Here is a 22,962-nt window from a genome sequence, read left to right as displayed (position 1 = left end):
CACAACCGCTGCGGCAAGAATATTGCGGTACGACAGTGCCGGTACGACCACGCAGGTCGTACGGCCGTGTCGGTATCGGGGAGCAACCTCCCGGGTGCTCCGGGTCTGTCCCCGGAGCCGCGCACTGTTCGATCTTTTTCCATTCTCCGGAAGGTAGAGCGTGTCCTCTTCCATCACTGCGCCCGAGGGCATCATCAACCCGCCGATCGACGAGCTGCTCGAGGCCACGGACTCGAAGTACAGCCTGGTGATCTACGCGGCGAAGCGCGCGCGTCAGATCAACGCGTACTACTCCCAGCTCGGTGAGGGCCTGCTGGAGTACGTCGGCCCGCTCGTTGACACCCATGTCCACGAGAAGCCGCTGTCGATCGCCCTGCGGGAGATCAACGCCGGTCTGCTGACCTCCGAGGCCATCGAGGGCCCGGCCCAGTAGTCCAGCGGTACGTTTCCCATCCCAGGCCCGGCGGTCCGTCCGCCGGGCCTGTGGTGTGTCATAGGGGAGAGAGCCGGCCGGCGGAGTGACACGAGTGCGGGGAGAGACGACGGTGGACGCGGTGGAGACGGGAGAGACGGTGGCGGGTGCGGCGGACGGCGGGGGCAAGCCCAGGGTCGTACTCGGCGTCAGCGGCGGCATCGCCGCGTACAAGGCATGCGAGCTGCTGCGCAGACTCACCGAATCGGGCCATGACGTCCGGGTCGTCCCGACCGCCTCGGCCCTGAATTTCGTCGGCGCCGCCACCTGGTCCGCGCTCTCCGGGCATCCGGTCGCCTCCGAGGTCTGGTCCGATGTCCACGAGGTGCCCCATGTACGGATCGGCCAGAGCGCCGATCTGGTGGTCGTCGCCCCCGCCACCGCCGATCTGCTGGCCCGGGCCGCCCACGGTCTCGCCCCCGATCTGCTGACCAACACCCTCCTCACCGCGCGCTGCCCGGTGGTCTTCGCCCCCGCGATGCACACCGAGATGTGGGAGCACCCCGCCACCCGCGCCAATGTGGCCACGCTCCGTAGCCGTGGCGCCGTGGTGATCGAGCCCGCCAGCGGCCGGCTCACCGGAGCCGACACCGGAAAGGGGCGGCTCCCCGACCCCGCCGAGATCTTCGAGGTGTGCCGCCGGATCCTCGCCCGGGGTGCCGCGGAGCCGGATCTCACCGGACGCCATGTCGTGGTCAGCGCGGGCGGCACTCGAGAACCGCTCGACCCGGTCCGCTATCTCGGCAACCGGTCCTCCGGAAAGCAGGGGTACGCGCTTGCCCGCACCGCCGCGGCGCGCGGTGCGAGGGTGACACTCGTCACGGCGAACGCCTCCCTGCCGGATCCCGCGGGCGTCGATGTAGTCCGGGTGGAAACGGCAAAACAGCTCAGAACGGCCGTGATCGAGGCCGCTGGGGACGCTGATGCGGTCGTTATGGCCGCTGCGGTGGCCGACTTCCGACCGTCTGATTACGCCACCGGCAAAATCAAGAAGAAGGACGGACAGGAGCCGGCGCCCATTGTGCTGGTCCGCAACCCCGACATCCTGGCGGAGATCTCGGCCGAACGGCCGCGGGCCGGCCAGGTGATCGTCGGCTTCGCCGCTGAGACCGACGACGTCCTCGCCAACGGCCGGGACAAGCTCCGGCGCAAAGGCTGCGACCTGCTGGTCGTCAATGAGGTGGGCGAGCGGAAAACCTTCGGCTCGGAAGCGAACGAGGCCGTGATCCTGGCCTCGGACGGGGCCGAGACACCCGTGCCGTACGGTCCCAAGGAGGCCCTGGCGGACACGGTGTGGGATCTCGTGACACTCCGGCTTCCGTGAATTCTCCGTGACGGACGGCCGCCGGATGGCCGGGATCCGGTGCCGGGGGAGCGAGTGGGGGCGGATGGGTGAAACAGGGGCGGAGCCCGCATTCCGCCCGTCATTTTCGGCCTAATGTCCTTCTCGAAACCCTTCGGCCGCAGGTGGGAGCGCTCCCGCCGATCTCCCACGGAGCGAGACGGGTGGTTCGCCGCCGGAGGGTGACGGATAAACTGGTCATGGAACGTCGCGGGGCGCAGCCCCCTGCCGGTCCGCCAATGATCAGCCAGCAGCCGCTGCAACCCCAGGGAGCGATGTGTCCCGCCGTCTCTTCACCTCGGAGTCCGTGACCGAGGGTCACCCCGACAAGATCGCCGACCAGATCAGCGACACCATTCTCGATGCGCTTCTGCGCGAGGACCCGGCCTCCCGGGTCGCCGTGGAGACCTTGATCACCACCGGCCTGGTGCATGTCGCCGGTGAGGTGACCACCAAGGCTTACGCCGACATCCCCACCCTCGTGCGCAACAAGATCCTCGAAATCGGGTACGACTCGTCGAAGAAGGGTTTCGACGGGGCCTCCTGCGGCGTCTCGGTCTCCATCGGGGCGCAGTCCCCGGACATCGCCCAGGGAGTCGACACCGCCTACGAGAAGCGGGTCGAGGGTGCCGCGTCCGGTGAAGACGACGAGCTGGACAAGCAGGGCGCCGGCGACCAGGGCCTGATGTTCGGCTACGCCTGCGACGAGACGCCCGAGCTGATGCCGCTCCCGATCCACCTGGCGCACCGGCTCTCCCGCCGGCTGAGCGAGGTCCGGAAGAACGGCACCATCCCCTACCTCCGCCCGGACGGGAAGACCCAGGTCACCATCGAGTACGACGGTGACAAGGCGGTCCGCCTGGACACCGTGGTCGTCTCCTCGCAGCACGCCTCGGACATCGACCTCGAATCGCTGCTCGCTCCCGACATCCGCGAGTTCGTGGTGGAGCACGTACTGGCGCAGCTGGTCGAGGACGGCATCAAGCTCGACACCGAGGGCTACCGCCTGCTGGTGAACCCGACCGGCCGCTTCGAGATCGGCGGTCCGATGGGTGACGCGGGCCTCACCGGCCGCAAGATCATCATCGACACCTATGGCGGCATGGCCCGGCACGGCGGCGGCGCCTTCTCGGGCAAGGACCCGTCGAAGGTCGACCGCTCCGCGGCGTACGCCACGCGCTGGGTGGCGAAGAACGTGGTCGCGGCGGGTCTGGCGGCCCGCTGCGAGGTGCAGGTGGCGTACGCCATCGGCAAGGCCGAGCCGGTCGGTCTCTTCGTGGAGACCTTCGGCACCGCCACCGTCGAGGTGGAGAAGATCGAGCAGGCGATCTCCGACGTCTTCGACCTGCGCCCGGCCGCGATCATCCGCGACCTGGAACTGCTCCGCCCGATCTATGCCCAGACCGCGGCGTACGGCCACTTCGGCCGTGAGCTGCCGGACTTCACCTGGGAGCGCACCGACCGCGTGGACGCGCTCCGCACGGCGGCCGGTCTCTAGATCTTCCGTCCGGGCCCCGGTCCCCGCCGCACACGGCGGGGACCGGGGCTCCGGCATGTCCCGGGCGCTCCGCGCGCCGGCGCCGCACTCCCCGAGCGGGTGCCGCACCCGGACATCCGGCCCGGCGCGGACCGCGTATCCGCGCTCCGGCCCGCCCGTCCCGTCGCGGCGATCAGGCGTACTCCGGCGGCTCATCGGCGATCCGGGGGAAACAGGCCCGGCCGGATCGCGCGGGATGAGTCCGGGCCGGGTGCCGGGCATCCGCCAGAGTGGTCCCGGCAGCTCGGACCCGGCCGGGGTGGTGCCGGTGAGACGCGTGAGCCGAGATCCGATCCCGGTGACCGGAATCCATCGGCTTCCGGCGTGGGGCGGCCGGTGACGGCGCCCGTGGTGTTCCCGGTGCTCCGGCGGCCCGCGGGCGATGTCAGTGTCATCTGGTAGGAATTTGGCTGTGAGCAGCGACGACGAGCAGCCAGAGGAGACCGCCGCCGGCGGGCCCGAGCAGCTTGCGCTGATCAGGGAGACCGTCCGCCGGGCCAAGGTGCCCAAGGCGAAGCCCCGCACCTGGCGGGGGGCGGCGCTGGCCCGGGAGCTCCCGGTGGCCCGCGTGCTGGTCAACAAAGGCGTGCTCCACCTCGATCAGTACTTCGACTACGCGGTGCCGGAGGAGCTGGACGCCGAGGCACAGCCCGGGGTCCGGGTCCGGGTCCGGTTCGGCGCCGGGGCGCACCGGGTGCGCGACGGGCGCCGCGAGGGCGGCGGGCTGATCGACGGATTCCTCATCGAGCGGCGCGCCGACTCGGATTACGGCGGTGCGCTGGCCGCCCTCGCCTATGTGGTCTCGCCGGAGCGCGTCCTCGACCCGGGGATGCTGGCCCTGACCCGGGCCGTCGCCGACCGGTACGCCGGATCGCTCGCCGATGTGATCCAGCTCGCCATCCCCCCGAGAAACGGCCGCGCCGAGTCCAAGCCCTCCCCGGAGCCCCTGCCGCCCCCGCCGCCGCCCGAGCCCGGGAGCTGGCGGCGGTACGCCCGGGGCCCGGCCTTTCTCGACGCGCTCGCCGGCGGCGGAGCACCCCGCGCCGTGTGGACCGCGCTGCCGGGTCCCGGCTGGCCCGAGGAGCTGGCCCGCGCCGTCGCGGCCACCCTGGCCTCCGGCCGGGGTGCCCTCGTGGTGGTCCCGGACGGCCGCCGCGCCGCCCGGGTCGACGCCGCGCTGACCGCTCTCCTCGGCGCCGGGCGCCATGCCGTGCTCACCGCCGACTCCGGCCCGGAGAAGCGGTACCGCGAGTGGCTGGCGGTGAGCCGGGGCTCGGTGCGGGCCGTGATCGGCACCCGGGCCGCGATGTTCGCGCCGGTCCGTGATCTCGGCCTGGTCGCGGTCTGGGACGACGGCGACTCCAGCCACAGCGATGAACGCGCCCCCTTCCCCCATGTCCGGGAAGTCCTCGAACTGCGGGCCGCCATCGACCGGTGCGCCTTTCTGCTGGGCTCCACCGGCTGCACCGTGGAGGCGGCCCAGCTCGTGGAGAGCGGCTGGGCGGCCCCGCTGACCGCGGACCGGGACCAGGTGCGCGCCGCGGCGCCGCTGGTCCGCACGGTCGGCGACCAGGATCTCGCGCGCGACGAGGCCGCCCGCGCCGCCCGGCTGCCCAGCATCGCCTGGCAGGCGGTCCGGGAGGGCCTGCGCACCGGTCCGGTGCTGGTCCAGGTCCCCCGGCGCGGTTACGCACCCCGGCTCGCCTGTGAGCGCTGCCGGGCCCCCGCGCGCTGCCGGCACTGCTCCGGGCCGCTGGAGGCGCCCGACGAGCGCGATCTGACCTGCCGCTGGTGCGGGCGGGGAGCGACCGGCTGGCACTGCTCCGAGTGCGGGGGCACCCGGCTGCGGGCCCGGATCGTGGGGGCGCGGCGCACCGCGGAGGAGCTGGGCCGGGCCTTCCCGGCGGTTCCGGTGCGCACCTCCGGCCGGGACCATGTGCTGGACACGGTGCCGGGGCGGCCCGCGCTGGTGGTGAGCACCCCGGGCGCCGAGCCCGTCGCCGAGGGCGGTTATGCGGCGGCCCTGCTGCTCGACGGCTGGGCGATGCTCGGCAGGCCCGATCTCCGGGCGGGCGAGGACGCGCTGCGCCGCTGGATGGACGCCGCCGCGCTGGTGCGGGGGCAGCGCGACGGCGGCACCGTGGTGATCGTGGCCGAGCCGACCCAGCGCCCGGTGCAGGCCCTGGTCCGCTGGGATCCCGCAGGATATGCCCGGCGGGAGCTCGCGGAGCGGGCCGAGCTGGGCTTTCCGCCGGTCTCCCGGATGGCCTCGGTGACCGGCCGGGCGGAGGTGGTGGCCGCGTTCGTCGCGGCGGCCGGCCTGCCGGACGACGTGGAGATCCTGGGCCCGGTCCCGCTGCCGGTGCCCCCGCCCGGCCGGCCGCGCCGGCCGGGGGACCCGCCGGTGGGGGAGACCTGGGAGCGGGTGCTGCTCCGGGTGCCGCCGGGCAGCGGCGCGGCCCTCGCCGCCGCGTTGAAATCGGCCCAGGCCACCCGGCTGGCCCGCGGTGGCCCGGACCAGGTCCGGATCAGAATCGACCCGCTGGACATCGGCTGACGGGCCGGGCCGCCGGGCCCGACACCGATCGATCGGTATCGGGTGGGCGCGCGCCGTGTCGCGGACCGGGGCGGTATCGCTCCGGCCCGGTGTCACCCGGTCGCCGGACCCGGCGGGTACGGCTGTGTCCGGTACCGGACACCGGCCGACGGGCCCCGGAGGGGGACGGGCCCGTCGGCGGCCGGGGTGTGGCGGCGTCAACCGTTCCGCGGGCCGGGGAAGGCGTTCGGGCGGACCTCCTCGCGGAGAGTCTGTCCGCCGATGGCGGGCTGCGGCGGCATCGCCCGCGCCGCGGGCACCGCCGCCGGCATGACGGGGGAACCGGACATCGGCCGGACCGGATCGGGGCCGGGCTGGTGCCTCGGCTCGTCCGCCGGCATCGCCTGCTGCGCCGCCCGGCGCGCGCCGTAGCGCCGGTGCACCGCCTGCTTGGTGACCCCGAGCGCGGAACCGACCGCGTCCCAGGAGAATCCGAGCGAGCGGTCGAAGTCCACCGCCGCCGTCACCAGGGTCTCGACACTGTCCCGGAGCTCCTGGGCGAGCCGGACGGTGGGGGCGGGGGCCCTGCCGTAGACGACGAAGCCGGTGGCGGGGCCGGAGCGGCGCGGACGGTAGACATTGCCCAGTTGGGCGGTGAGGGTGCGCAGTGCGTCCACCTGTCGGCGGACCCGCTCGATATCCCGCACCAACAAGTGCAGACTGGCCCGGGCTTGGGCGTCGTGGGTTGCGTGGTCGGCCATTGGGAAGCCTCTCGAACCGGCGTTGGAAAGGGAGTGGGCCGCGTTCGGGCGGCCTGCTTGGGTCAATCTCTCTTGACCAACGCGCCACCCGGCGATCTGGTCACGCTTCTGGGGGCGTAAGCGCATATGCGCAGGGCGCGAAGGCTTCCGTACGCCCCCTGGGGGCGTCCCCCATAGACTGGTGCGCCGCTGGATATCGCACGCTTCGCCCGTCCCACCACCTGCATTCGGCCCGAGAGGCAGTCAGCACCCGATGAAGCTCGTCTTCGCCGGCACCCCCGAGGTCGCCGTACCCGCCCTGGACGCCCTGATCGCCTCGGACCGCCACGAGGTGGCCGCCGTCGTCACCCGCCCCGACGCACCCGCCGGACGGGGACGGCGCCTGGTCGCCAGCCCGGTCGCGCAGCGTGCCGAGGAGGCCGGCATCGAGGTGCTCAAGCCCGCCCGCCCGCGCGACGAGGACTTCCTCGCCCGGCTGCGCGAGATCGACCCCGACTGCTGCCCGGTCGTCGCCTATGGCGCGCTGCTGCCCAAGGTCGCCCTCAATGTCCCCGCCCGGGGCTGGGTCAATCTCCACTTCTCGCTGCTGCCGGCCTGGCGCGGCGCCGCGCCGGTGCAGCATGCCGTCCTCGCGGGTGACGAGATCACCGGGGCGTCGACCTTCCTGATCGAGGAGGGCCTGGACTCGGGCCCGGTGTACGGGGTGCTCACGGAGCATGTCCGGCCCACCGACACCAGCGGCGATCTGCTCACCCGGCTCGCCTTCGCCGGCGCGGGGCTGCTCGCCGCCACCATGGACGGCATCGAGGACGGCACACTGCACGCGGTGCCGCAGCCGGCCGAGGGGGTCACCCTCGCCCCGAAGATCTCCGTGGAGGACGCCCGGGTCGACTGGGCCGCCCCCGCGCTCCGCGTCGACCGTCTCGTCCGCGCCTGCACACCCGCCCCCGGCGCGTGGACCGAATTCCGCGGCGAGCGCCTGAAGCTGGTGGCGGTCCGCCCGGCCCCGGAGCGTCACCTGGCCCCCGGCGAGCTCGCCCCGGCCAAGAACGACGTCCATGTCGGCACCGGCTCGCACGCCGTCGAACTCCTCTGGGTGCAGCCCCAGGGCAAGAAGCCGATGCGCGCCGCGGACTGGGCGCGCGGGGTGCGCATCGCGGCGGGCGAACACCTCGGCACCCGCGGATAGCTCGGGGCCGGTACCGGCCCCGTTGCGCGCCGGGGAGGCCGCGCGGCGCCCGCGCCGGGTCCCCGGCTCCCGGTGAGGGGGCCGGTTCCGGCCGTCCCGGGCCGGGTGCGGACCGCCCCCGTACGCCCGCCTGCTCCCCCGCCCCGGCCGGACCGCCGTGCGGGGAGCGGCGGGGCCGGAGGGACTACCCTGGCAGGGTTCGGACCCCATTGACCCCGGAGCACCTTTGAACGACCAGGCACGTGCCGCCAAGGCCCGCCGACCCCAGAAGCCGTACCGCCGCCCGCAGAAGGACCCCGTACGGTTCCTGGCCTTCGAGGCGCTGCGGGCCGTCGACGAGCGGGACGCCTACGCCAACCTCGTACTGCCCCCGCTGCTCCGCAAGGCCCGGGAGCAGGAGGGCTTCGACGCACGGGACGCGGCCCTCGCCACCGAGCTGGTCTACGGCACGCTGCGCAGGCAGGGCACCTATGACGCGATCATCGCGGCCTGTGTCGACCGGCCGCTGCGCGAGGTCGACCCCCCGGTCCTCGATGTGCTGGCACTCGGCGCCCACCAGCTGCTGGGGACCCGGATCCCCACCCACGCGGCCGTCTCGGCCAGTGTGGACCTGGCGCGGGTGGTCCTCGGCGACGGCCGGGCCAAGTTCGTCAACGCCGTACTGCGCAAGATCTCGCGACAGGATCTCGACGCCTGGCTCGAACAGGTCGCGCCGCCCTACGACGAGGACGCCGAGGACCATCTCGCGGTGGTCCACTCGCACCCCCGCTGGGTCGTCGCCGCGCTCTGGGACTCGCTCGGCGGCGGCCGTGCCGGGATCGAGGATCTGCTGGAGGCCGACAACGAACGCCCCGAGGTGACCCTTGTCGCCCGCCCGGGCCGCTCCACCGCCGATGAGCTGCTCGGCTCGCTGGGCGAGGAGTCCGCACTGCCCGGCCGCTGGTCGCCCTATGCCGTCCGGCTGAGCGAGGGCGGCGAGCCCGGTGCGGTGGAGGCCGTGCGGGAGGGCCGGGCCGGGGTCCAGGACGAGGGCAGCCAGCTGGTCGCCATCGCGCTGGCCAACGCTCCGCTGGAGGGTTCCGACACCCGCTGGCTCGACGCCTGCGCCGGTCCCGGCGGCAAGGCCGCCCTGCTCGCGGCGATGGCGGCCGGCCGCGGCGCCTCGCTGCTGGCCGCCGAGAAGCAGCCGCACCGCGCCCGGCTGGTCGACCGCGCCCTCGCCGGCAACCCGGGCCCGTACCAGGTGGTCACCGCCGACGGCACCCGCCCGCCCTGGCTGGAGGGCACCTTCGACCGGGTCCTCGTGGATGTGCCGTGCACCGGCCTCGGCGCCCTGCGCCGCCGCCCCGAGGCCCGCTGGCGCCGCCGTCCGGAGGATCTGGAGGGTTTCGCCCCGCTCCAGCGTTCGCTGCTGCGCGAGGCGCTGAAGGCCGTGCGGGTCGGGGGAGTGGTCGGCTACGCGACCTGCTCGCCCCATCTCGCCGAGACCCGGGTGGTGGTCGACGACGTGCTGCGCGGACGCGGCGGCGCGCCCGTCGAGGCCGAGTGGATCGACGCCCGGCCGCTGCTCGTGGACGTGCCCGCGCTCGGCCACGGGCCGGACATCCAGCTCTGGCCGCATCTGCACGGCACGGACGCGATGTATCTCGCGCTGCTCCGGCGCACGGCCTGATCCACCGCCGGCCGGCGGGTCCGGGCGCTCCCGCCCGGACCCGTACAGTCCGCGGTCCGGCCGGATTCCGCCCCCGACGGCTTCAACGCTGACCGGAATGAACCGTTTTGGGTGATCCGATCGTTGGCTGAACCGTATTGGTCTGTACCGGAAGTGCCTCCGGGGCGGGGAAGTGCCCCGGAGCATGGCAGGCTTGGGCCATGGCCGTACAGATCAACCCCAGCATTCTCTCCGCAGACTTCTCCCGCCTCGCGGAAGAGGCCAGGGCCGTGGAGGGCGCCGACTGGCTCCATGTCGACGTGATGGACAATCACTTCGTGCCCAATCTGACGCTGGGCGTGCCGATCGTGGAATCCCTCAGCCGGGCGACGGAGACCCCGCTGGACTGCCATCTGATGATCGCCGACCCCGATCGGTGGGCTCCGCGGTACGTCGAAGCGGGGGCCGGATCCGTCACTTTCCATGTCGAGGCCGCCGCCGCCCCCGTGCGGCTGGCACGGGAGATCCGGGCCAAGGGCGCCCGCGCGTCCATGGCGCTGAAGCCGGCCACGCCCATCGAGCCGTACGAGGATCTCCTCCCCGAGCTCGACATGCTGCTGATCATGACCGTGGAGCCGGGCTTCGGCGGCCAGGCGTTCCTCGACATCATGCTGCCGAAGATCCGCCGGACCCGGGCGCTGATCGCCAAGCACGGCCTTGAGCTGTGGCTTCAGGTGGACGGAGGGGTCTCCGACGCCACGATCGAGCAGTGCGCCGAGGCGGGCGCCGATGTCTTTGTCGCCGGCTCGGCGGTGTACGGGGCGAGCGATCCGGCCGCCGCGGTCGCCGCGCTCCGGGAGAAGGCGGGGAACACCCTCGCCAAGGCGCCCTGGGCATGCCATCACTGAGTGATGCGCTCCGGCGCGCGGGGGGTGCGGTCGCACCCCGGCCCGCGGGCCACAAGCAGATGAACTCGCCCCGACGGGGCTGATCAACATCCATCGGATCTGACAGGATGACGGGTCCGTAGTGTGTACAGCAGTGAGGAGATCGCGGTGTCGACGGGCCGGTCAGCTGCGCGGATGGGACCCGCGGAGCTGGTGCAGGCGGCGGCCATGGCCCGCCGCTTCTATCTAGAGGGCAAATCCAAGATCCAGATCGCGGAGGAGTTCGGCGTCAGCCGCTTCAAGGTGGCCCGGGTGCTGGAGACCGCGCTGGAGCGCGATCTCGTGCGCATCGAGATCCGCGTCCCGGCGGAGCTGGACGCCGAGCGCTCGGACGCGCTGCGGGCACATTTCGGCCTGCGGCACGCGGTCGTGGTGGAGTCCCCGGCGGAGGCCGAGGAGTCGCCCGACCCGGAGAATCTGGGCGAGGTGGCCGCCGATCTCCTGGGCGAGCTGGTCAATGAGGGCGATGTGCTGGGGCTGGCCTGGGGCCGCTCCACCATTCACATGGCCGCCGCGCTCGACCGGCTGCCGCCGTGCACCGTGGTGCAGCTCACCGGGGTGTACGACGCGGGCACCGCGGAGCGCGGCTCGGTGGAGGCGGTCAGACGCGCCGCGCAGGTCTCCGGCGGCGACGCCCACCCCATCTACGCGCCGATGCTGCTGCCCGACGCCGCGACCGCCGCCGCGCTGCGCAACCAGACCGGTATCGCGCGTGCCTTCGATTACTTCGACAAGGTCACCGTCGCGGCCGTCTCCATCGGCTCCTGGGAGCCGGGCATCTCGACGGTGCACGACATGCTCTCCGAGGACGAGCGGGCCCGGTACGCCTCCATCGGCGTCGCCGCGGAGATGTCCGCGCACCTGTTCGACAAGGATGGCCGGCGGGTGGGCCGTGACCTGGGGGAACGCTGCATCACGGTGGAGGCCGACCGGCTGCGCCGGATTCCCGAGGTCGTCGCCATCGCGGGCGGCCAGCGGAAGGCCGACGCCATCGCGGCGGTCCTGCGGTCCGGTCTGGTGACGAGCCTGGTGACGGACACCGCCGCCGCCGATCATCTGCTCTCCGGCCCGGCGTCCCCGCGGCCCGCCCTGGACCGCACGGACCCCGACGACTGACGCGTCCGGGGCGCTCCCGGCCCTCTGGGAAGGGGCGGGGCGGCCCGTCACCCCGGCGCCCTCCGGAGGCCGGGCCTCTTCCCGTACCGCCGGCGCCCGCCCCGCGCGGGCCCCGGCCGGCCCGGCTCGCACCATCCGCCGCGGCCGGCCCCGTACACCCCCCTCACACCCCCGCTCACCAGGGCTTGGAGGTTCCGCCGGGGGTGCCCGTCCGGTGCTGGAGCTTTCTCCCACCATGCTCAGGGGCTCCGCCGTGGGAGACTGAAGTACGTGCGTTTCCTCAATGATTCGAAGCCGCCGTACGATCTCACGTACGACGATGTGTTCATGGTCCCCCGCCGCTCGGCGGTCGGCTCCCGTATGGGCGTCGACCTCTCCTCCCCCGACGGCACCGGTACCACCATCCCGCTGGTCGTCGCCAATATGACCGCCATCGCCGGCCGCCGGATGGCCGAGACGCTCGCCCGCCGGGGCGGCCTCGTCGTCATCCCCCAGGACATCCCGATCGAGGTTGTCACCGACGTCATATCGTGGGTCAAGACCCGCCATCACGTCCTCGACACCCCCATCGTTCTCGCCCCCCACCAGACCGTCGCCGACGCGCTCGCCCTGCTGCCCAAGCGGGCCCACGACGCCGGGGTCGTCGTCGACGACCAGCAGCGTCCCGTCGGTGTCGTCACCGACGCGGATCTCGCCGGAGTCGACCGGTTCACCCAGCTCAGCGAGGTGATGTCGAAGGATCTGCTGCTCCTCGACGCCGATATCGACCCCCGCGACGCCTTCAACACCCTCGACCACGCCAACCGGCGGTACGCCCCCGCCGTGGACGCCGAGGGCCGCCTCGCGGGCATTCTCACCCGCAAGGGCGCACTGCGCGCCACCCTCTACACCCCCGCCCTCGACGCGCGGGGCAGACTGCGGATCGCCGCGGCCGTCGGCATCAACGGCGATGTGGCCGGCAAGGCGAAGCAGCTCCTGGACGCGGGTGTCGACACCCTGGTGGTGGACACCGCCCACGGCCACCAGGAATCGATGATCTCCGCCATCAGGGCGGTCCGCGCGCTCGACCCCGAGGTGCCGATCGTCGCGGGCAACATCGTCGCCGCCGAGGGCGTGCGCGACCTCATCGAGGCGGGCGCCGACATCATCAAGGTCGGTGTGGGACCCGGTGCCATGTGCACCACCCGCATGATGACCGGTGTCGGCCGGCCGCAGTTCTCCGCCGTTCTGGAGTGCGCCGCCGAGGCGAAGAAGTACGGCAAGCACGTCTGGGCCGACGGCGGAGTGCGCCACCCGCGCGATGTCGCCATGGCACTCGCCGCGGGCGCCTCCAATGTGATGGTCGGCTCCTGGTTCGCCGGCACCCACGAATCGCCCGGCGACCTCCAGCAGACCGCCGACGGGCGGTACTACAAAGAGTCCTTCGGCATGGCCTCCGCGCGCGCCGTGCGCAACCGCACCAGCGAGGAGTCGGCGTACGACCGCGCCCGCAAGGCGGTCTTCGAGGAGGGCATCTCGCACTCCCGGATGTTCCTCGACCCGGAGCGTCCCGGGGTGGAGGATCTGATCGACTCGATCATCGCGGGCGTCCGCTCCTCCTGCACCTACGCCGGTGCGGCCTCCCTGGAGGAGTTCGCCGAGCGCGCGGTCATCGGGGTGCAGAGCGCCGCCGGGTACGCCGAGGGCAAGCCGCTCCACGCCAGCTGGAGCTGACTCCCGGGAGCCCGTCCCGCCCCTTCGCCGGCCCGGTCCGGCCCCGGAATTCCCCGGGGCCGGACCGGGCCGGACGGGTTCGCGGCACCTCCCCGCGAAGACCGGAAAAATTTCCGCGCATGGATGGTGTGACCCGGGGTAGGCGGGCTCTGCACTGACCACGGAGCAGGGGAGGACGTAGTGTCCACGGCGAGCACGGTCATGACCGAACTCACACAGCCGGGAACACGGTGCCCGAGCGCGGAGCTGGATCTTCCGGAGGTTTCCAACCCCGGTGCGGTCGCTCCCAAGGACGCACGTGAGATCTCCAGGATCTTCTTTGTGCGTCTCTCGGAGCTTGAGGAGGGCACGCGGGACCATCAGTACGTTCGGAACACCCTGATCGAGCTGAATCTCGCTCTCGTCAAGTACTCCGCCGGGCGTTTCCGCAACCGGGCCGAGCAGATGGAGGACATCATCCAGGTCGGCACGATCGGCCTGATCAAGGCGATCGACCGGTTCGAGCTCAGCCGCGAGGTGGAGTTCGCCACCTTCGCCGTGCCGTACATCGTCGGCGAGATCAAGCGGTTCTTCCGGGACACCAGCTGGGCCGTCCATGTCCCGCGCCGGCTCCAGGAGCTGCGGATCGACCTCGCCAAGGCGACCGACGACCTCTCCCAGCGGCTGGACCGCTCGCCCACCACCCGCGAGCTGGCCGAGTACCTCCGCATCGACGAGCAGGAGGTCATCGAGGGCGTCGTCGCCAGCAACGGCTACACCGCCGGCTCGATCGACATGCCGATGGACGACTCCGGCGACCACGGCGCCACCCCGCTCTCCGACCGCCTCGGCGCCCCGGACAGCGATCTGGAGATCGCCGAGAACGTCCAGGCGCTCAAGCCCCTCATCGAGGAGCTCGGCGAGCGCGACCGCACCATCCTCCGGATGCGGTTCGGTGACGAGCTCACCCAGTCGGAGATCGGTGCCGCGCTGGGCGTCTCCCAGATGCACGTCTCCCGGCTGCTCACCCGGATCACCACACGGCTGCGCGAGGGGCTGCTCGCCGTGGAATGAGTCCCGCCGGCGGCCCCAGCGCCTCCGCGACCGCCTCCGCCAGCGCGGCGTGGCCCGCGTCATTGGGGTGGAGGCCGTCCGCGAGCTGCCCGGGCACGAGCACCCCGTGCCCCGGCAGCAGCCGCAGCCGCCCGTCGGTCCGCATCAGATCCGTGACCGCCGACTCCAGCGCGGCCCGCAGTTCGCCGAGCGAGGCCCCCAGCCTGTTGGGGGCCTGCTCGGCCGCCGGGCGGAGCACCGGCGAGACGACCAGCAGCGGGGTGTGCGGATGCCCCTGCCGCACCACCCCGAGAAACGCCCTGACCGTCTCGTGGAGCAGCGGCGCCGACAGCGGTACGCCGTGCCAGCAGTTGGTGCCGAAGGCGAGGGTGATCGCGTCGGCGGGCAGGGACGCCAGCTGTTCCGCGATGGCCATCTCGCCATGGGCGGAGCCCGCGTACCCCAGATTCACCGTGTCCAGACCGAGCCGCCGCCCCGCCGCGGCGGGCCAGGAGCGGGCCGGCCTGGTGGCCCACCATCCCTCCGTGATCGAGTCGCCGTGGACCAGCCAGCGCGGCTGGGCCGGCGCGGGCGCGATCGAGCCGCCCACCGCGCGCAGACCCAGCATCACCGGGGCGCGCGACTCCGGCGGATAGAGAATGAAATCCCGTCCCGCTCCCTCCGCCGCCGGGAGCGGGACGGTCACCGTGCGTTCCGCCGCCGGTTCGGTCAGCGTCTCCGCGATGAACCCCCACTCCGCCCCGCGCGGCCGGCCGCGGCGCCCCCCGCCCCGGCGCCACAGCGCGAAACAGTCCGGCAGCGGCTCCCGGCCGTCCGTCACCGGGGCGCGATAGCGGATCTCGACGGCCCGCGCGCCCCGCGCCGTGAACTCCAGCCGTACGCCGATCGGCAGCGACGCCCGCTCCCCGACATTCCACGACAGCCGGCCCCAGTCGGCCGGGTCGGCGCGCACCGGACGGTCCCCGTTCAGCCAGGCCACTCCGCGCAGGAACGGGCCGGGATCGAGCCAGGTCACGGGCGCCTCCGGAGGTGGGGGTCGGGGAGACGAGTGTGCCGCGCCGCCCCGCACCGTGGGTGCATCGAAGCAGGGACGCGACAGAGTTGGAGGTCCGGCGCTCCCAATTACCCCAAGAACATTGCGGATTCACCGCCGCCTCGCGTAGCTTGACTGCCCCCTACCCAGCGGTAATCACCTTGCTGCGCTCTTCTCTTCTCGGGGGAGACCATGTGCCGGCGAAGTCGCCGTCCCACCATCAGGGGACGGATCGTGACGCTTACGGTCATACCCGTCATCGCGCTGATGGCTCTCTGGAGCTTCGCCATGGTCTCGGTGACCGGCGACATGCGGGTGCTGTTCCGCCTCCAGACTGTCCACGAGCGCTTCGGCGCCCCGGTCGACCTGGTGGTGAGCCGGATCCAGACCGAGCGCCGGCTCTCCGCCGAGTACGCCGGCGGTGTCACCGGACCGGCCGCCATGGACCGGCTGACCCGCCACTACCGCGCCACCGACCGGGCGGTGGCGGCCATGCGCGAGGCCGTGGAGGACCGCGACGGCCGGGCGGACCTCTCCCCGTCCGAACGCAAATCCCTGGACGCGATGGCCGTCTCCACCGACCGGCTGGCCGGACTGCGGGCCAGGGTGATCGGCCGGGCGCTCTCCTGGGACCGGGTGTCCGAGGAGTACGCGGCCGTCGTCGAACCCGCCTTCCGGGTTCGCACCACCCTCACCGCGCGCCAGACCGGACGGCTCGCCCGTGAGGCGCAGCTCGTCGTGGAACTCGTCCGGGTGCGGGAGTTCGTCTCCCGCCAGGACGCGCTCATCGCCGGGGCGCGCGCCGGCGGCCCGGTCACCGGCCGGCAGTACGACCTGCTCACCGCCACCATCGAGGACCGCCGGGTCTTCCACCGCACCTATGTCCCCGAGCTCCCGCGCGACTCCCGCCGTCTCTTCGCGGCGTTCGAGCGCGGCCCCGAGTACCGGGCGCTGATCGCCCGCGAGGACGCCCTTCTGCGGGCCGGGGCGGGCGGCGCCGGGGCCGTCGCGGCGGCGATCCGGCACGCCGGGGCCGACCGCGCAGTCCAGGAGTATCTGCGGATCTGTACGGAGTCCGGGATCAACGCGGCCGGCCGGGCGGACGACCTCGCACACCGCGAGACGGTCCGCGCGGCGGTCATCGGGGTGGCCGGGCTGATCGCCGTCGGCCTGTCGATCTGGCTCTCGGCGGCGAGCGGACGCCGGGTCTCCGGCCGGCTGGAGGAACTCCGGGACGCCGCCGATCTGCTGGCCACCCGGCAGCTGCCCGAGGTGATGGAACGTCTCGGCGCGGGCGAGCGGGTGGATGCCGCCCGGGCCGCCCCGCCGCTCGACCTCGGCGGTGACGGCGAACACGGCCCCGATGAGATAGCCCAGGTCGGCCGGGCCCTGAACACCGCCCGGCTGGCGGCCGTCGAGGCGGCCGCCGCCCAGGCCGGTCTGCGGGCCGGAGCCTTCGCCGTACTGCGCAACATCGCCCGGCGCAACCAGGCACTGGTCCACCGGCAGTCGAAACTCGTGGACACCCTGGAACGCCGCACCAGTGACCCGGACGCCCTGGAGGACCTCTTCCGGATCGACCATCTGACCACCCGGATGCGGCGTCATGCCGAGGGGCTGATCATCCTCTCCGGCGCGGCGCCCGGCCGCCGCCGGCGCGGTCCGGTCCCGCTCGCCGATGTGGTCTCCGCGGCCGTCCGCGAGATCGAGGAGTACAGCCGGGTCGTGGCGGAGCCGATGCCGGCGGTGGGCATCGCGGCCGACGCCGTCGCCGACACCGTCCATCTCATCGCCGAGCTGATCGAGAACGCGGTCTTCTACTCGCCGCCGGAGACCCGGGTCGCCCTGCGGGCCGGTCCGGCGGCTCAGGGGCTCGTCCTGGAGATCGACGACCGGGGGCTCGGCATGAGCGGCCGGGAACTGGCCCGCGCCCGGCGCACACTGGAGCGGCCCGGGGACTTCGACCCCGCGCAGGACGACCGGCTCGGCCTCTATGTCGTGGGGCGGCTCGCGGAGCGGCACGGTATCGAGGTCACTCTCACCCCGTCCCCGCACGGCGGGACCATGGCCGTCGTGCTGCTGCCCGACCAGGTCATCGCCCCGGCGGAGCGGCTGGTTCCGTACCCCGGCGGCGAGAGCGGCACGGGCGGCGGCGGGGCCCTGGGGAGGGAGGAGCGGAACGGCGGGCCGGTGCGGCGTGCGCCCGGACCCCCGGTGCGCTCGGTCCTCCCCGCCCCGGGCGGCGGACCGCCCCGGCGGGCGCTGCCCGTCCGGACCCGCCAGGAGTCCCCGGCGGCGCCGGCGCGGCCCGGCCCCGAGGGAACCGGGCGCGAGGTGTCGGCCGACGAGATGCGGGCGATCTTCGGCGCCTTCCAGCGGGGGCTCGACCGCGGACGCCGGGGGGTGGATCCCGCCGGCGGCACCGCCGGCGCCGTACCGCGACCCCGTATCACCGACGAAGGGACCAGCGACGATGGCTGACAAGGACGACAGACCGGGCGGCGGAGCGGGCGCGGCGACGGCCGATGACCCCGCCGGCGACAGCCGGAAGGGGCTGGACTGGCTGCTGGACGATCTGGTGGCCAGAACCGGCCGGGTGCGCCAGGCCGTGCTCCTCACCGCGGACGGGCTCGTCGGCAGCGCCTCCCGGGGGATGGTCAGGCGCGACATCGACCATCTCGCCGCCGTCTGCGCCGGTCTCCACGGACTGGCGAAGGACGCGGGGGACCGGCTGGCGGTCGGGTCCGTGCGCCAGACGATGATCATGCTCGATCAGGCATTCCTCTTCGTCACCCCCGCCGCCGACGGCAGCCGGCTCGCCGTTCTCGCCGACGCCGAGACCGATGTCGGGCAGCTCGCCCACGAGATGGCGCTGCTGGTCAGCCGGGTGGGCGGGCACATGGCCGTGACCGGCCGGGGAGGGCGGGCCCGGCCCGCCGGCGGCTGAGCCCGGCGGAGGGGCCGGGGTCCCGGATCACCCCCGTGGTCCCGGGCCCCCGGCCCTCCGCCGCCCGCCGCCCCGTGACGGGCCGGTCGCGCCGTCACGCGCACGCCGCGGACACCGTCCCCGTACCGCCCTGTCCCGGCGCCGGTGACGCTCACGCCTCGGCCGGCCGCCGGCCTCGGACCCTTCGCCCGCCGGCCGGGGCAGCCGCCGGTGCGGGCGGTCGTGCCCGGCGCCCCGCCCGGGCGGTGACCCGGCCCCGTACCACCGGCGGGCGGACCGGTTCCGTACCGCCCGGCCCCGTACGCGCGGGAAGACCGCCGGCCGGCCGCCGTGCCGGTGCGCCGCTGGTCGGGACCGCACACGCGGCCATGGTCTACTGCGGTTGCGGCACGACGCCGTCCCGACCGGCCACAGCAGAGAAAAGATCCACCCGCAGTGCGACTGAACGACCTCGACGAACGCATCGTCCACGCCCTCGCGGAGGACGCCCGCCGCTCCTTTGCCGACATCGGCTCCCTGGTGGGGCTCTCCGCCCCCGCGGTGAAGCGGCGGGTGGACCGGCTGCGCGCGGTCGGCGCGATCACCGGATTCACCGTACGGGTCGATCCGGCGGCGCTCGGCTGGGAGACCGAGGGCTATATCGAGCTGTACTGCCGCAGCAACACCTCGCCGGAGGCGATCGAGCGCGGCCTGGAGCGCTATCCGGAGGTCGCGTCCGCCTCCACCGTGACCGGAGAGGCCGATGCCATCGTCCAGGTCTTCGCCTCCGACATGCGGCACTTCGAGCGGGTGCTGGAGCGCATCGCGGGGGAGCCCTTCGTGGAGCGGACCAAATCGGTCCTGGTCCTCTCGCCCCTGCTGCGGCGCTTCTCCTCCGGCTCACCGGGCTGATCCGGACCCCGGCCGATGGCCGGGTCACAGCGCCGGCCGCCACGGCACCACCGTGAAGTTCCCCGTGCCCTTGAGCACCTTCTCGTAGGGCGCGGAGGAGACACACGGCGGCAGATGCCGCCCCGTCGGATCGCTCGCCGCCCAGCTGTATCCGAGCCGGTCGCCGCCCGCCAGATCGTGCACGGTCACCCCGACCCGCTTGCCCTTGGCGCCCTTCAGATCCGTCGCGGTGATCACCCCGCTGACCACCGCCACCTTCCCGCCGGTCAGCAGGCAGTCCACCCGGGCCTCGGCCCAGGCACCCCTGCCGTTCACATAGTGCTCGAAGCGGAAGGTGCCGGTCGCCTTGAGCGGATCGGCGGTGTGCTCCGCCGCGAGACGCGCGTCGAAGGAGAAGGTGATGTCGTCGCCCTTCGACCGGTACAGCTTGGCCTTCCCGGTGAGCGCGGCGGCCTCGCGCGGCTGCTCCGGGGCAGCGGCGGCGGGGACGGCCGCCGGTGCCGGCTCCGCGCCCGGGTCCCACTCCGGCCCGGCGGCGGTCGCGCCACCGGTGGCCACCGATGCCAGCAGCAGTGCGACACCGAGCGCGGCGAGCTTCGTGCGGCGGGGAAGAGTGGCGGCGATCTTCTTCATGACTGCCCTTTCGGCTGATGGCCCGGGCGGATCCGGAGCGGATCCGGCGGGTGGACCGGACAGCACTCACTCTTCCGCCGGCGCGCCCGCCGCACATCCGACCGGGGGCTGGACCCGGTCTCCCCCATGTGGCGGGGAAGCGGGGCGGCCGGGCGCCACCCCGGGAGGAAGCCCGTCGTCCCGGCGGCGGGCACACCCGCCGAGCGGGTCGGAGGCGGTGCCCGGAACACCCGCCCGAGCGCGTCGCCCCCCGGCCGCGAGCGCCCGCCGAACCGGTGGGCGCGGCGGCCGGAACACCCGCCGCACGCCCCCGGTGGATGTCCCGCGCAATGAATCACCGGAGAGCCGCCGGATTGCGCAATGGATCTCCCCTCGGCGCGCAACGGTCGCGCCTTGTCCGTATCCACGCAGAACCGTACGGTTTTGAACGTCTTCCCCGGACCGGACTCCCGTCCGGCACCCGGGACCCCTTTCCGCACCCCGCCCGAGGTCAGCCATGCCGCCGCTGCGCACCGCCCTGCTCCAGAGCTCCGGCCGGCCCGGCTCGCCCGCCGGCAATCTGGCGGCGCTCGACGAGGCCGCCGGGCGCGCCGCCGCCGGCGGGGCGCGGCTGCTGCTGGCCCCCGAGATGTTTCTGACCGGATACGCGATCGGCGACCGGGTGCCGGAACTGGCCGAGCCCGCCGACGGCCCGGGTGCCGGAGCCGTCGCCGCCATCGCGGTACGCCACGGTCTGGCGATCGGCTACGGATACCCGGAGCGGGACGGGACGCGGATCTTCAACTCCGTCCAGCTCGTCGGCGCCGGCGGGGAGCGCCTGGCGAACTACCGCAAGACCCATCTCTTCGGCTCCTTCGAGCAGCGCTGGTTCACCCCCGGCACGGAACCGGTCGTCCAGGCGGAGCTGGACGGTGTCCGGATCGGGATGCTGATCTGCTACGACGTCGAATTCCCGGAGAACGTCCGGGCGCATGCCCTCGCCGGGACCGAGCTGCTGCTGGTGCCGACCGCCCTGATGCACCCCTATCAGTTCGTCGCCGAGTCCCTGGTGCCGGTGCGGGCCTTCGAGAGCCAGCTCTATGTGGCGTACGCCAACCGGACCGGGCCCGAGGGGGAGTTCGAGTTCGCCGGGCTCAGCCGGATCGCCGGCCCCGACGGGCTGGCCAGGGCCGCGGCGGGCCGCGGCGACGAGCTGATCATCGGTGATGTCGACCCCGGCTTTCTGACCGGGTCGCGCGCGGACAATCCCTATCTGCGCGACCGGCGCCCCGGCCTCTACACCGCCCTGAGCGAGAGCCGCCCCGCCGCCCCGCCCCGCTGAACCCGGCCCCGCCGGGAGCCCGGCCGACACCCCCGTACCCCCGCCGTACCCCGAATCCCTGACGCCTCCACGAGCCGGCAGGTTTCCGCGCAAGGAGTCCGCACCCCATGACGTCCACGGTGCCCACCGCTGTCCAGCACACCGACGCGCAGCCGCCGATCACCATGTTCGGGCCGGACTTCCCGTACGCGTACGACGATTTCCTCGCCCACCCCGCCGGGCTCGGGCAGATACCCGCGACCGAGCACGGCACCGAGGTCGCGGTCATCGGCGGCGGGCTCTCCGGGCTGGTCACCGCCTATGAGCTGATGAAGATGGGGCTGCGGCCGGTCGTCTACGAGGCGGACCGGATCGGCGGGCGGCTGCGCACGGTCGGCTTCGACGGCTGCGACCCCGGGCTGAGCGCCGAGATGGGCGCGATGCGCTTCCCGCCGTCGTCCACCGCGCTCCAGCACTACATCGATCTGGTGGGGCTGACGACCAGCCCGTTCCCCAATCCGCTGGCGCCCTGCACCCCCTCGACCGTGGTCGATCTCAAGGGCGAGTCGCACTACGCCGAGACGATCGCCGACCTCCCACAGGTCTACCGCGATGTGATGGACGCCTGGAACGCCTGTCTGGAGGAGGGCGCCGACTTCTCGGACATGAACCGGGCCATGCGCGAGCGCGATGTGCCCCGGATCCGGGAGATCTGGGCGCGGCTGGTCGAGAAGCTGGACAACCAGACCTTCTACGGCTTCCTCTGCGACTCCGAGGCGTTCACCTCCTTCCGCCACCGGGAGATCTTCGGCCAGGTCGGCTTCGGCACGGGCGGCTGGGACACCGACTTCCCCAACTCCATCCTGGAGATCCTGCGGGTCGTCTACTCCGAGGCGGACGACCACCACCGGGGCATCGACCAGGGCAGCCAGCAGCTTCCGCTGCGGCTCTGGGAGCGGGAGCCGGGGAAGATCGTCCACTGGGCGCCGGGCACCTCGCTCGCCTCGCTGCACGGCGGGGAGCCGAGGCCCGCCGTGACCCGGCTCAACCGGACGGCGGGGAACCGGATCACCGTCACCGACGCCTCCGGCGATATCCGCACCTACCGGGCGGCGGTCTTCACCGCGCAGTCCTGGATGCTGCTCTCCAAGATCGCCTGCGACGACCGGCTCTTCCCGATCGACCACTGGACGGCGATCGAGCGCACCCACTACATGGAGTCGTCCAAGCTCTTCGTCCCGGTCGACCGGCCGTTCTGGCTGGACAAGGACGAGACCACGGGCCGGGACGCCATGTCGATGACGCTGACCGACCGGATGACCCGCGGCACCTATCTGCTGGACAACGGCCCGGACAAGCCGGCGGTCATCTGCCTCTCGTACACCTGGTGCGACGACAGCCTCAAGTGGCTGCCGCTGTCGGCGAACGAGCGGATGGAGGTCATGCTCAAGTCGCTCGGCGAGATCTATCCGAAGGTCGACATCCGCGGCCACATCATCGGCAGTCCGGTGACGGTTTCCTGGGAGAACGAGCCCTACTTCATGGGCGCGTTCAAGGCCAACCTGCCCGGTCACTACCGCTACCAGCGGCGGCTCTTCACCCACTTCATGCAGGACCGGCTGCCCGAGGACATGCGGGGCATCTTCCTCGCGGGCGACGACATCTCCTGGACGGCGGGCTGGGCCGAGGGCGCGGTGCAGACCGCGCTGAACGCGGTCTGGGGTGTCATGCACCACCTCGGCGGGGCGACCGACCCGGGCAATCCGGGGCCGGGGGACGTGTACGACGAGATCGCGCCGGTCGAGCTGCCGGAGGACTGAGGAGTACGGGGGAGACAGCCG

The 22,962-nt window shown here is 73.2% G+C and carries 18 protein-coding genes; 15 read left to right on the top strand and 3 right to left on the bottom strand.

What is annotated here, in order from left to right; genetic code table 11:
• The first annotated feature begins 160 nt into the window (after nucleotides 1-160).
• The 4 genes from rpoZ to AAFN69_RS15040 all read left to right on the top strand — a co-directional run bounded on the left by rpoZ (nucleotide 161) and on the right by AAFN69_RS15040 (nucleotide 5,908).
• A complete protein-coding gene (gene rpoZ, locus AAFN69_RS15055; protein WP_005319902.1) occupies nucleotides 161-433 on the top strand; it encodes a DNA-directed RNA polymerase subunit omega in 273 nt (90 codons plus the stop codon).
• A gap of 139 nt (nucleotides 434-572) precedes the next feature.
• Nucleotides 573-1,796 (top strand): bifunctional phosphopantothenoylcysteine decarboxylase/phosphopantothenate--cysteine ligase CoaBC, encoded by a 1,224-nt coding sequence (coaBC, locus tag AAFN69_RS15050; protein WP_347729275.1) that lies wholly within the window; start codon nucleotides 573-575, stop codon nucleotides 1,794-1,796.
• A gap of 295 nt (nucleotides 1,797-2,091) precedes the next feature.
• On the top strand, nucleotides 2,092-3,312 hold the full coding sequence (metK, locus tag AAFN69_RS15045) for a methionine adenosyltransferase (RefSeq protein ID WP_347728993.1): 1,221 nt from the start codon (nucleotides 2,092-2,094) through the stop codon (nucleotides 3,310-3,312).
• 451 nt (nucleotides 3,313-3,763) lie between these two features.
• Nucleotides 3,764-5,908 carry a primosomal protein N' gene (locus AAFN69_RS15040; protein WP_347728992.1) on the top strand — a complete coding sequence of 715 codons (2,145 nt, stop codon included), beginning with the start codon at nucleotides 3,764-3,766 and terminating at the stop codon, nucleotides 5,906-5,908.
• A gap of 197 nt (nucleotides 5,909-6,105) precedes the next feature.
• Here the strand turns inward: AAFN69_RS15040 and AAFN69_RS15035 are convergent, their stop codons facing one another.
• A complete protein-coding gene (locus AAFN69_RS15035; RefSeq protein ID WP_347728991.1) occupies nucleotides 6,106-6,648 on the bottom strand; it encodes a hypothetical protein in 543 nt (180 codons plus the stop codon).
• Nucleotides 6,649-6,901: 253 nt separating this feature from the next.
• On the opposite strand from AAFN69_RS15035, the gene fmt reads away from it, so the two are divergent.
• The 6 genes from fmt to AAFN69_RS15005 all read left to right on the top strand — a co-directional run bounded on the left by fmt (nucleotide 6,902) and on the right by AAFN69_RS15005 (nucleotide 14,317).
• On the top strand, nucleotides 6,902-7,837 hold the full coding sequence (gene fmt, locus AAFN69_RS15030) for a methionyl-tRNA formyltransferase (RefSeq protein WP_347728990.1): 936 nt from the start codon (nucleotides 6,902-6,904) through the stop codon (nucleotides 7,835-7,837).
• Nucleotides 7,838-8,063: 226 nt separating this feature from the next.
• On the top strand, nucleotides 8,064-9,509 hold the full coding sequence (locus tag AAFN69_RS15025; RefSeq protein ID WP_347728989.1) for a transcription antitermination factor NusB: 1,446 nt from the start codon (nucleotides 8,064-8,066) through the stop codon (nucleotides 9,507-9,509).
• A 200-nt stretch (nucleotides 9,510-9,709) separates the two neighbouring features.
• Complete coding sequence (gene rpe / locus AAFN69_RS15020; protein WP_347728988.1) at nucleotides 9,710-10,396, top strand: ribulose-phosphate 3-epimerase; 687 nt, start codon at nucleotides 9,710-9,712, stop codon at nucleotides 10,394-10,396.
• Nucleotides 10,397-10,519: 123 nt separating this feature from the next.
• Entirely contained in the window at nucleotides 10,520-11,551 is a 1,032-nt protein-coding gene (locus AAFN69_RS15015; protein ID WP_347728987.1) for a sugar-binding domain-containing protein, read from the top strand.
• A gap of 270 nt (nucleotides 11,552-11,821) precedes the next feature.
• Complete coding sequence (locus tag AAFN69_RS15010) at nucleotides 11,822-13,264, top strand: GuaB1 family IMP dehydrogenase-related protein (RefSeq protein ID WP_347728986.1); 1,443 nt, start codon at nucleotides 11,822-11,824, stop codon at nucleotides 13,262-13,264.
• Between the two features lie 201 nt (nucleotides 13,265-13,465).
• Complete coding sequence (locus AAFN69_RS15005) at nucleotides 13,466-14,317, top strand: RNA polymerase sigma factor SigF (RefSeq protein ID WP_347728985.1); 852 nt, start codon at nucleotides 13,466-13,468, stop codon at nucleotides 14,315-14,317.
• Here AAFN69_RS15005 and AAFN69_RS15000 read toward each other — a convergent pair.
• Nucleotides 14,277-15,332 (bottom strand): GDSL-type esterase/lipase family protein, encoded by a 1,056-nt coding sequence (locus AAFN69_RS15000; protein ID WP_347728984.1) that lies wholly within the window; start codon nucleotides 15,330-15,332, stop codon nucleotides 14,277-14,279. The two genes, AAFN69_RS15005 and AAFN69_RS15000, sit on opposite strands and share 41 nt — an antisense overlap.
• A 252-nt stretch (nucleotides 15,333-15,584) precedes the next feature.
• On the opposite strand from AAFN69_RS15000, the gene AAFN69_RS14995 reads away from it, so the two are divergent.
• The 3 genes from AAFN69_RS14995 to AAFN69_RS14985 all read left to right on the top strand — a co-directional run bounded on the left by AAFN69_RS14995 (nucleotide 15,585) and on the right by AAFN69_RS14985 (nucleotide 19,188).
• Nucleotides 15,585-17,831: an ATP-binding protein gene (locus tag AAFN69_RS14995; RefSeq protein ID WP_347728983.1), complete on the top strand. Its 2,247-nt coding sequence runs from the start codon at nucleotides 15,585-15,587 to the stop codon at nucleotides 17,829-17,831.
• Nucleotides 17,824-18,297, top strand: a complete 474-nt coding sequence (locus tag AAFN69_RS14990; protein ID WP_347728982.1) for a roadblock/LC7 domain-containing protein — start codon at nucleotides 17,824-17,826, stop codon at nucleotides 18,295-18,297. Before AAFN69_RS14995 ends, AAFN69_RS14990 begins: the two co-directional genes overlap by 8 nt.
• Nucleotides 18,298-18,732: 435 nt before the next feature.
• Nucleotides 18,733-19,188 carry an Lrp/AsnC family transcriptional regulator gene (locus AAFN69_RS14985; protein WP_347728981.1) on the top strand — a complete coding sequence of 152 codons (456 nt, stop codon included), beginning with the start codon at nucleotides 18,733-18,735 and terminating at the stop codon, nucleotides 19,186-19,188.
• A gap of 24 nt (nucleotides 19,189-19,212) precedes the next feature.
• Here AAFN69_RS14985 and AAFN69_RS14980 read toward each other — a convergent pair whose 3' ends face one another.
• Nucleotides 19,213-19,821: a Repetin gene (locus AAFN69_RS14980; protein WP_347728980.1), complete on the bottom strand. Its 609-nt coding sequence runs from the start codon at nucleotides 19,819-19,821 to the stop codon at nucleotides 19,213-19,215.
• 496 nt (nucleotides 19,822-20,317) lie between these two features.
• On the opposite strand from AAFN69_RS14980, the gene AAFN69_RS14975 reads away from it, so the two are divergent.
• Both AAFN69_RS14975 and AAFN69_RS14970 read left to right on the top strand, forming a co-directional pair.
• Entirely contained in the window at nucleotides 20,318-21,142 is an 825-nt protein-coding gene (locus AAFN69_RS14975; protein ID WP_347728979.1) for a carbon-nitrogen hydrolase family protein, read from the top strand.
• Nucleotides 21,143-21,249: 107 nt separating this feature from the next.
• Nucleotides 21,250-22,941 carry an NAD(P)/FAD-dependent oxidoreductase gene (locus AAFN69_RS14970; RefSeq protein WP_347728978.1) on the top strand — a complete coding sequence of 564 codons (1,692 nt, stop codon included), beginning with the start codon at nucleotides 21,250-21,252 and terminating at the stop codon, nucleotides 22,939-22,941.
• Nucleotides 22,942-22,962 lie beyond the last annotated feature (21 nt).

Origin of the sequence: Streptomyces sp. CAU 1734 (genome assembly GCF_039888735.1) — a bacterium.
Lineage (GTDB): Bacteria > Actinomycetota > Actinomycetes > Streptomycetales > Streptomycetaceae > Streptomyces.
The sequence above is the reverse complement of the archived record's forward strand: the minus strand, read 5'-3'. Positions and strand labels throughout refer to the sequence as shown.

What these genes read in the sequence shown, in the direction of transcription:
- AAFN69_RS15035 (WP_347728991.1), bottom strand. Translation starts at nt 6,648, where the DNA reads ATGGCCGACCACGCAACCCACGACGCCCAAGCCCGGGCCAGTCTGCAC.
- fmt (WP_347728990.1), top strand. Translation starts at nt 6,902, where the DNA reads ATGAAGCTCGTCTTCGCCGGCACCCCCGAGGTCGCCGTACCCGCCCTG.
- rpe (WP_347728988.1), top strand. Translation starts at nt 9,710, where the DNA reads ATGGCCGTACAGATCAACCCCAGCATTCTCTCCGCAGACTTCTCCCGC.
- AAFN69_RS15005 (WP_347728985.1), top strand. Translation starts at nt 13,466, where the DNA reads ATGACCGAACTCACACAGCCGGGAACACGGTGCCCGAGCGCGGAGCTG.
- AAFN69_RS14990 (WP_347728982.1), top strand. Translation starts at nt 17,824, where the DNA reads ATGGCTGACAAGGACGACAGACCGGGCGGCGGAGCGGGCGCGGCGACG.
- AAFN69_RS14980 (WP_347728980.1), bottom strand. Translation starts at nt 19,821, where the DNA reads ATGAAGAAGATCGCCGCCACTCTTCCCCGCCGCACGAAGCTCGCCGCG.
- AAFN69_RS14975 (WP_347728979.1), top strand. Translation starts at nt 20,318, where the DNA reads ATGCCGCCGCTGCGCACCGCCCTGCTCCAGAGCTCCGGCCGGCCCGGC.
- AAFN69_RS14970 (WP_347728978.1), top strand. Translation starts at nt 21,250, where the DNA reads ATGACGTCCACGGTGCCCACCGCTGTCCAGCACACCGACGCGCAGCCG.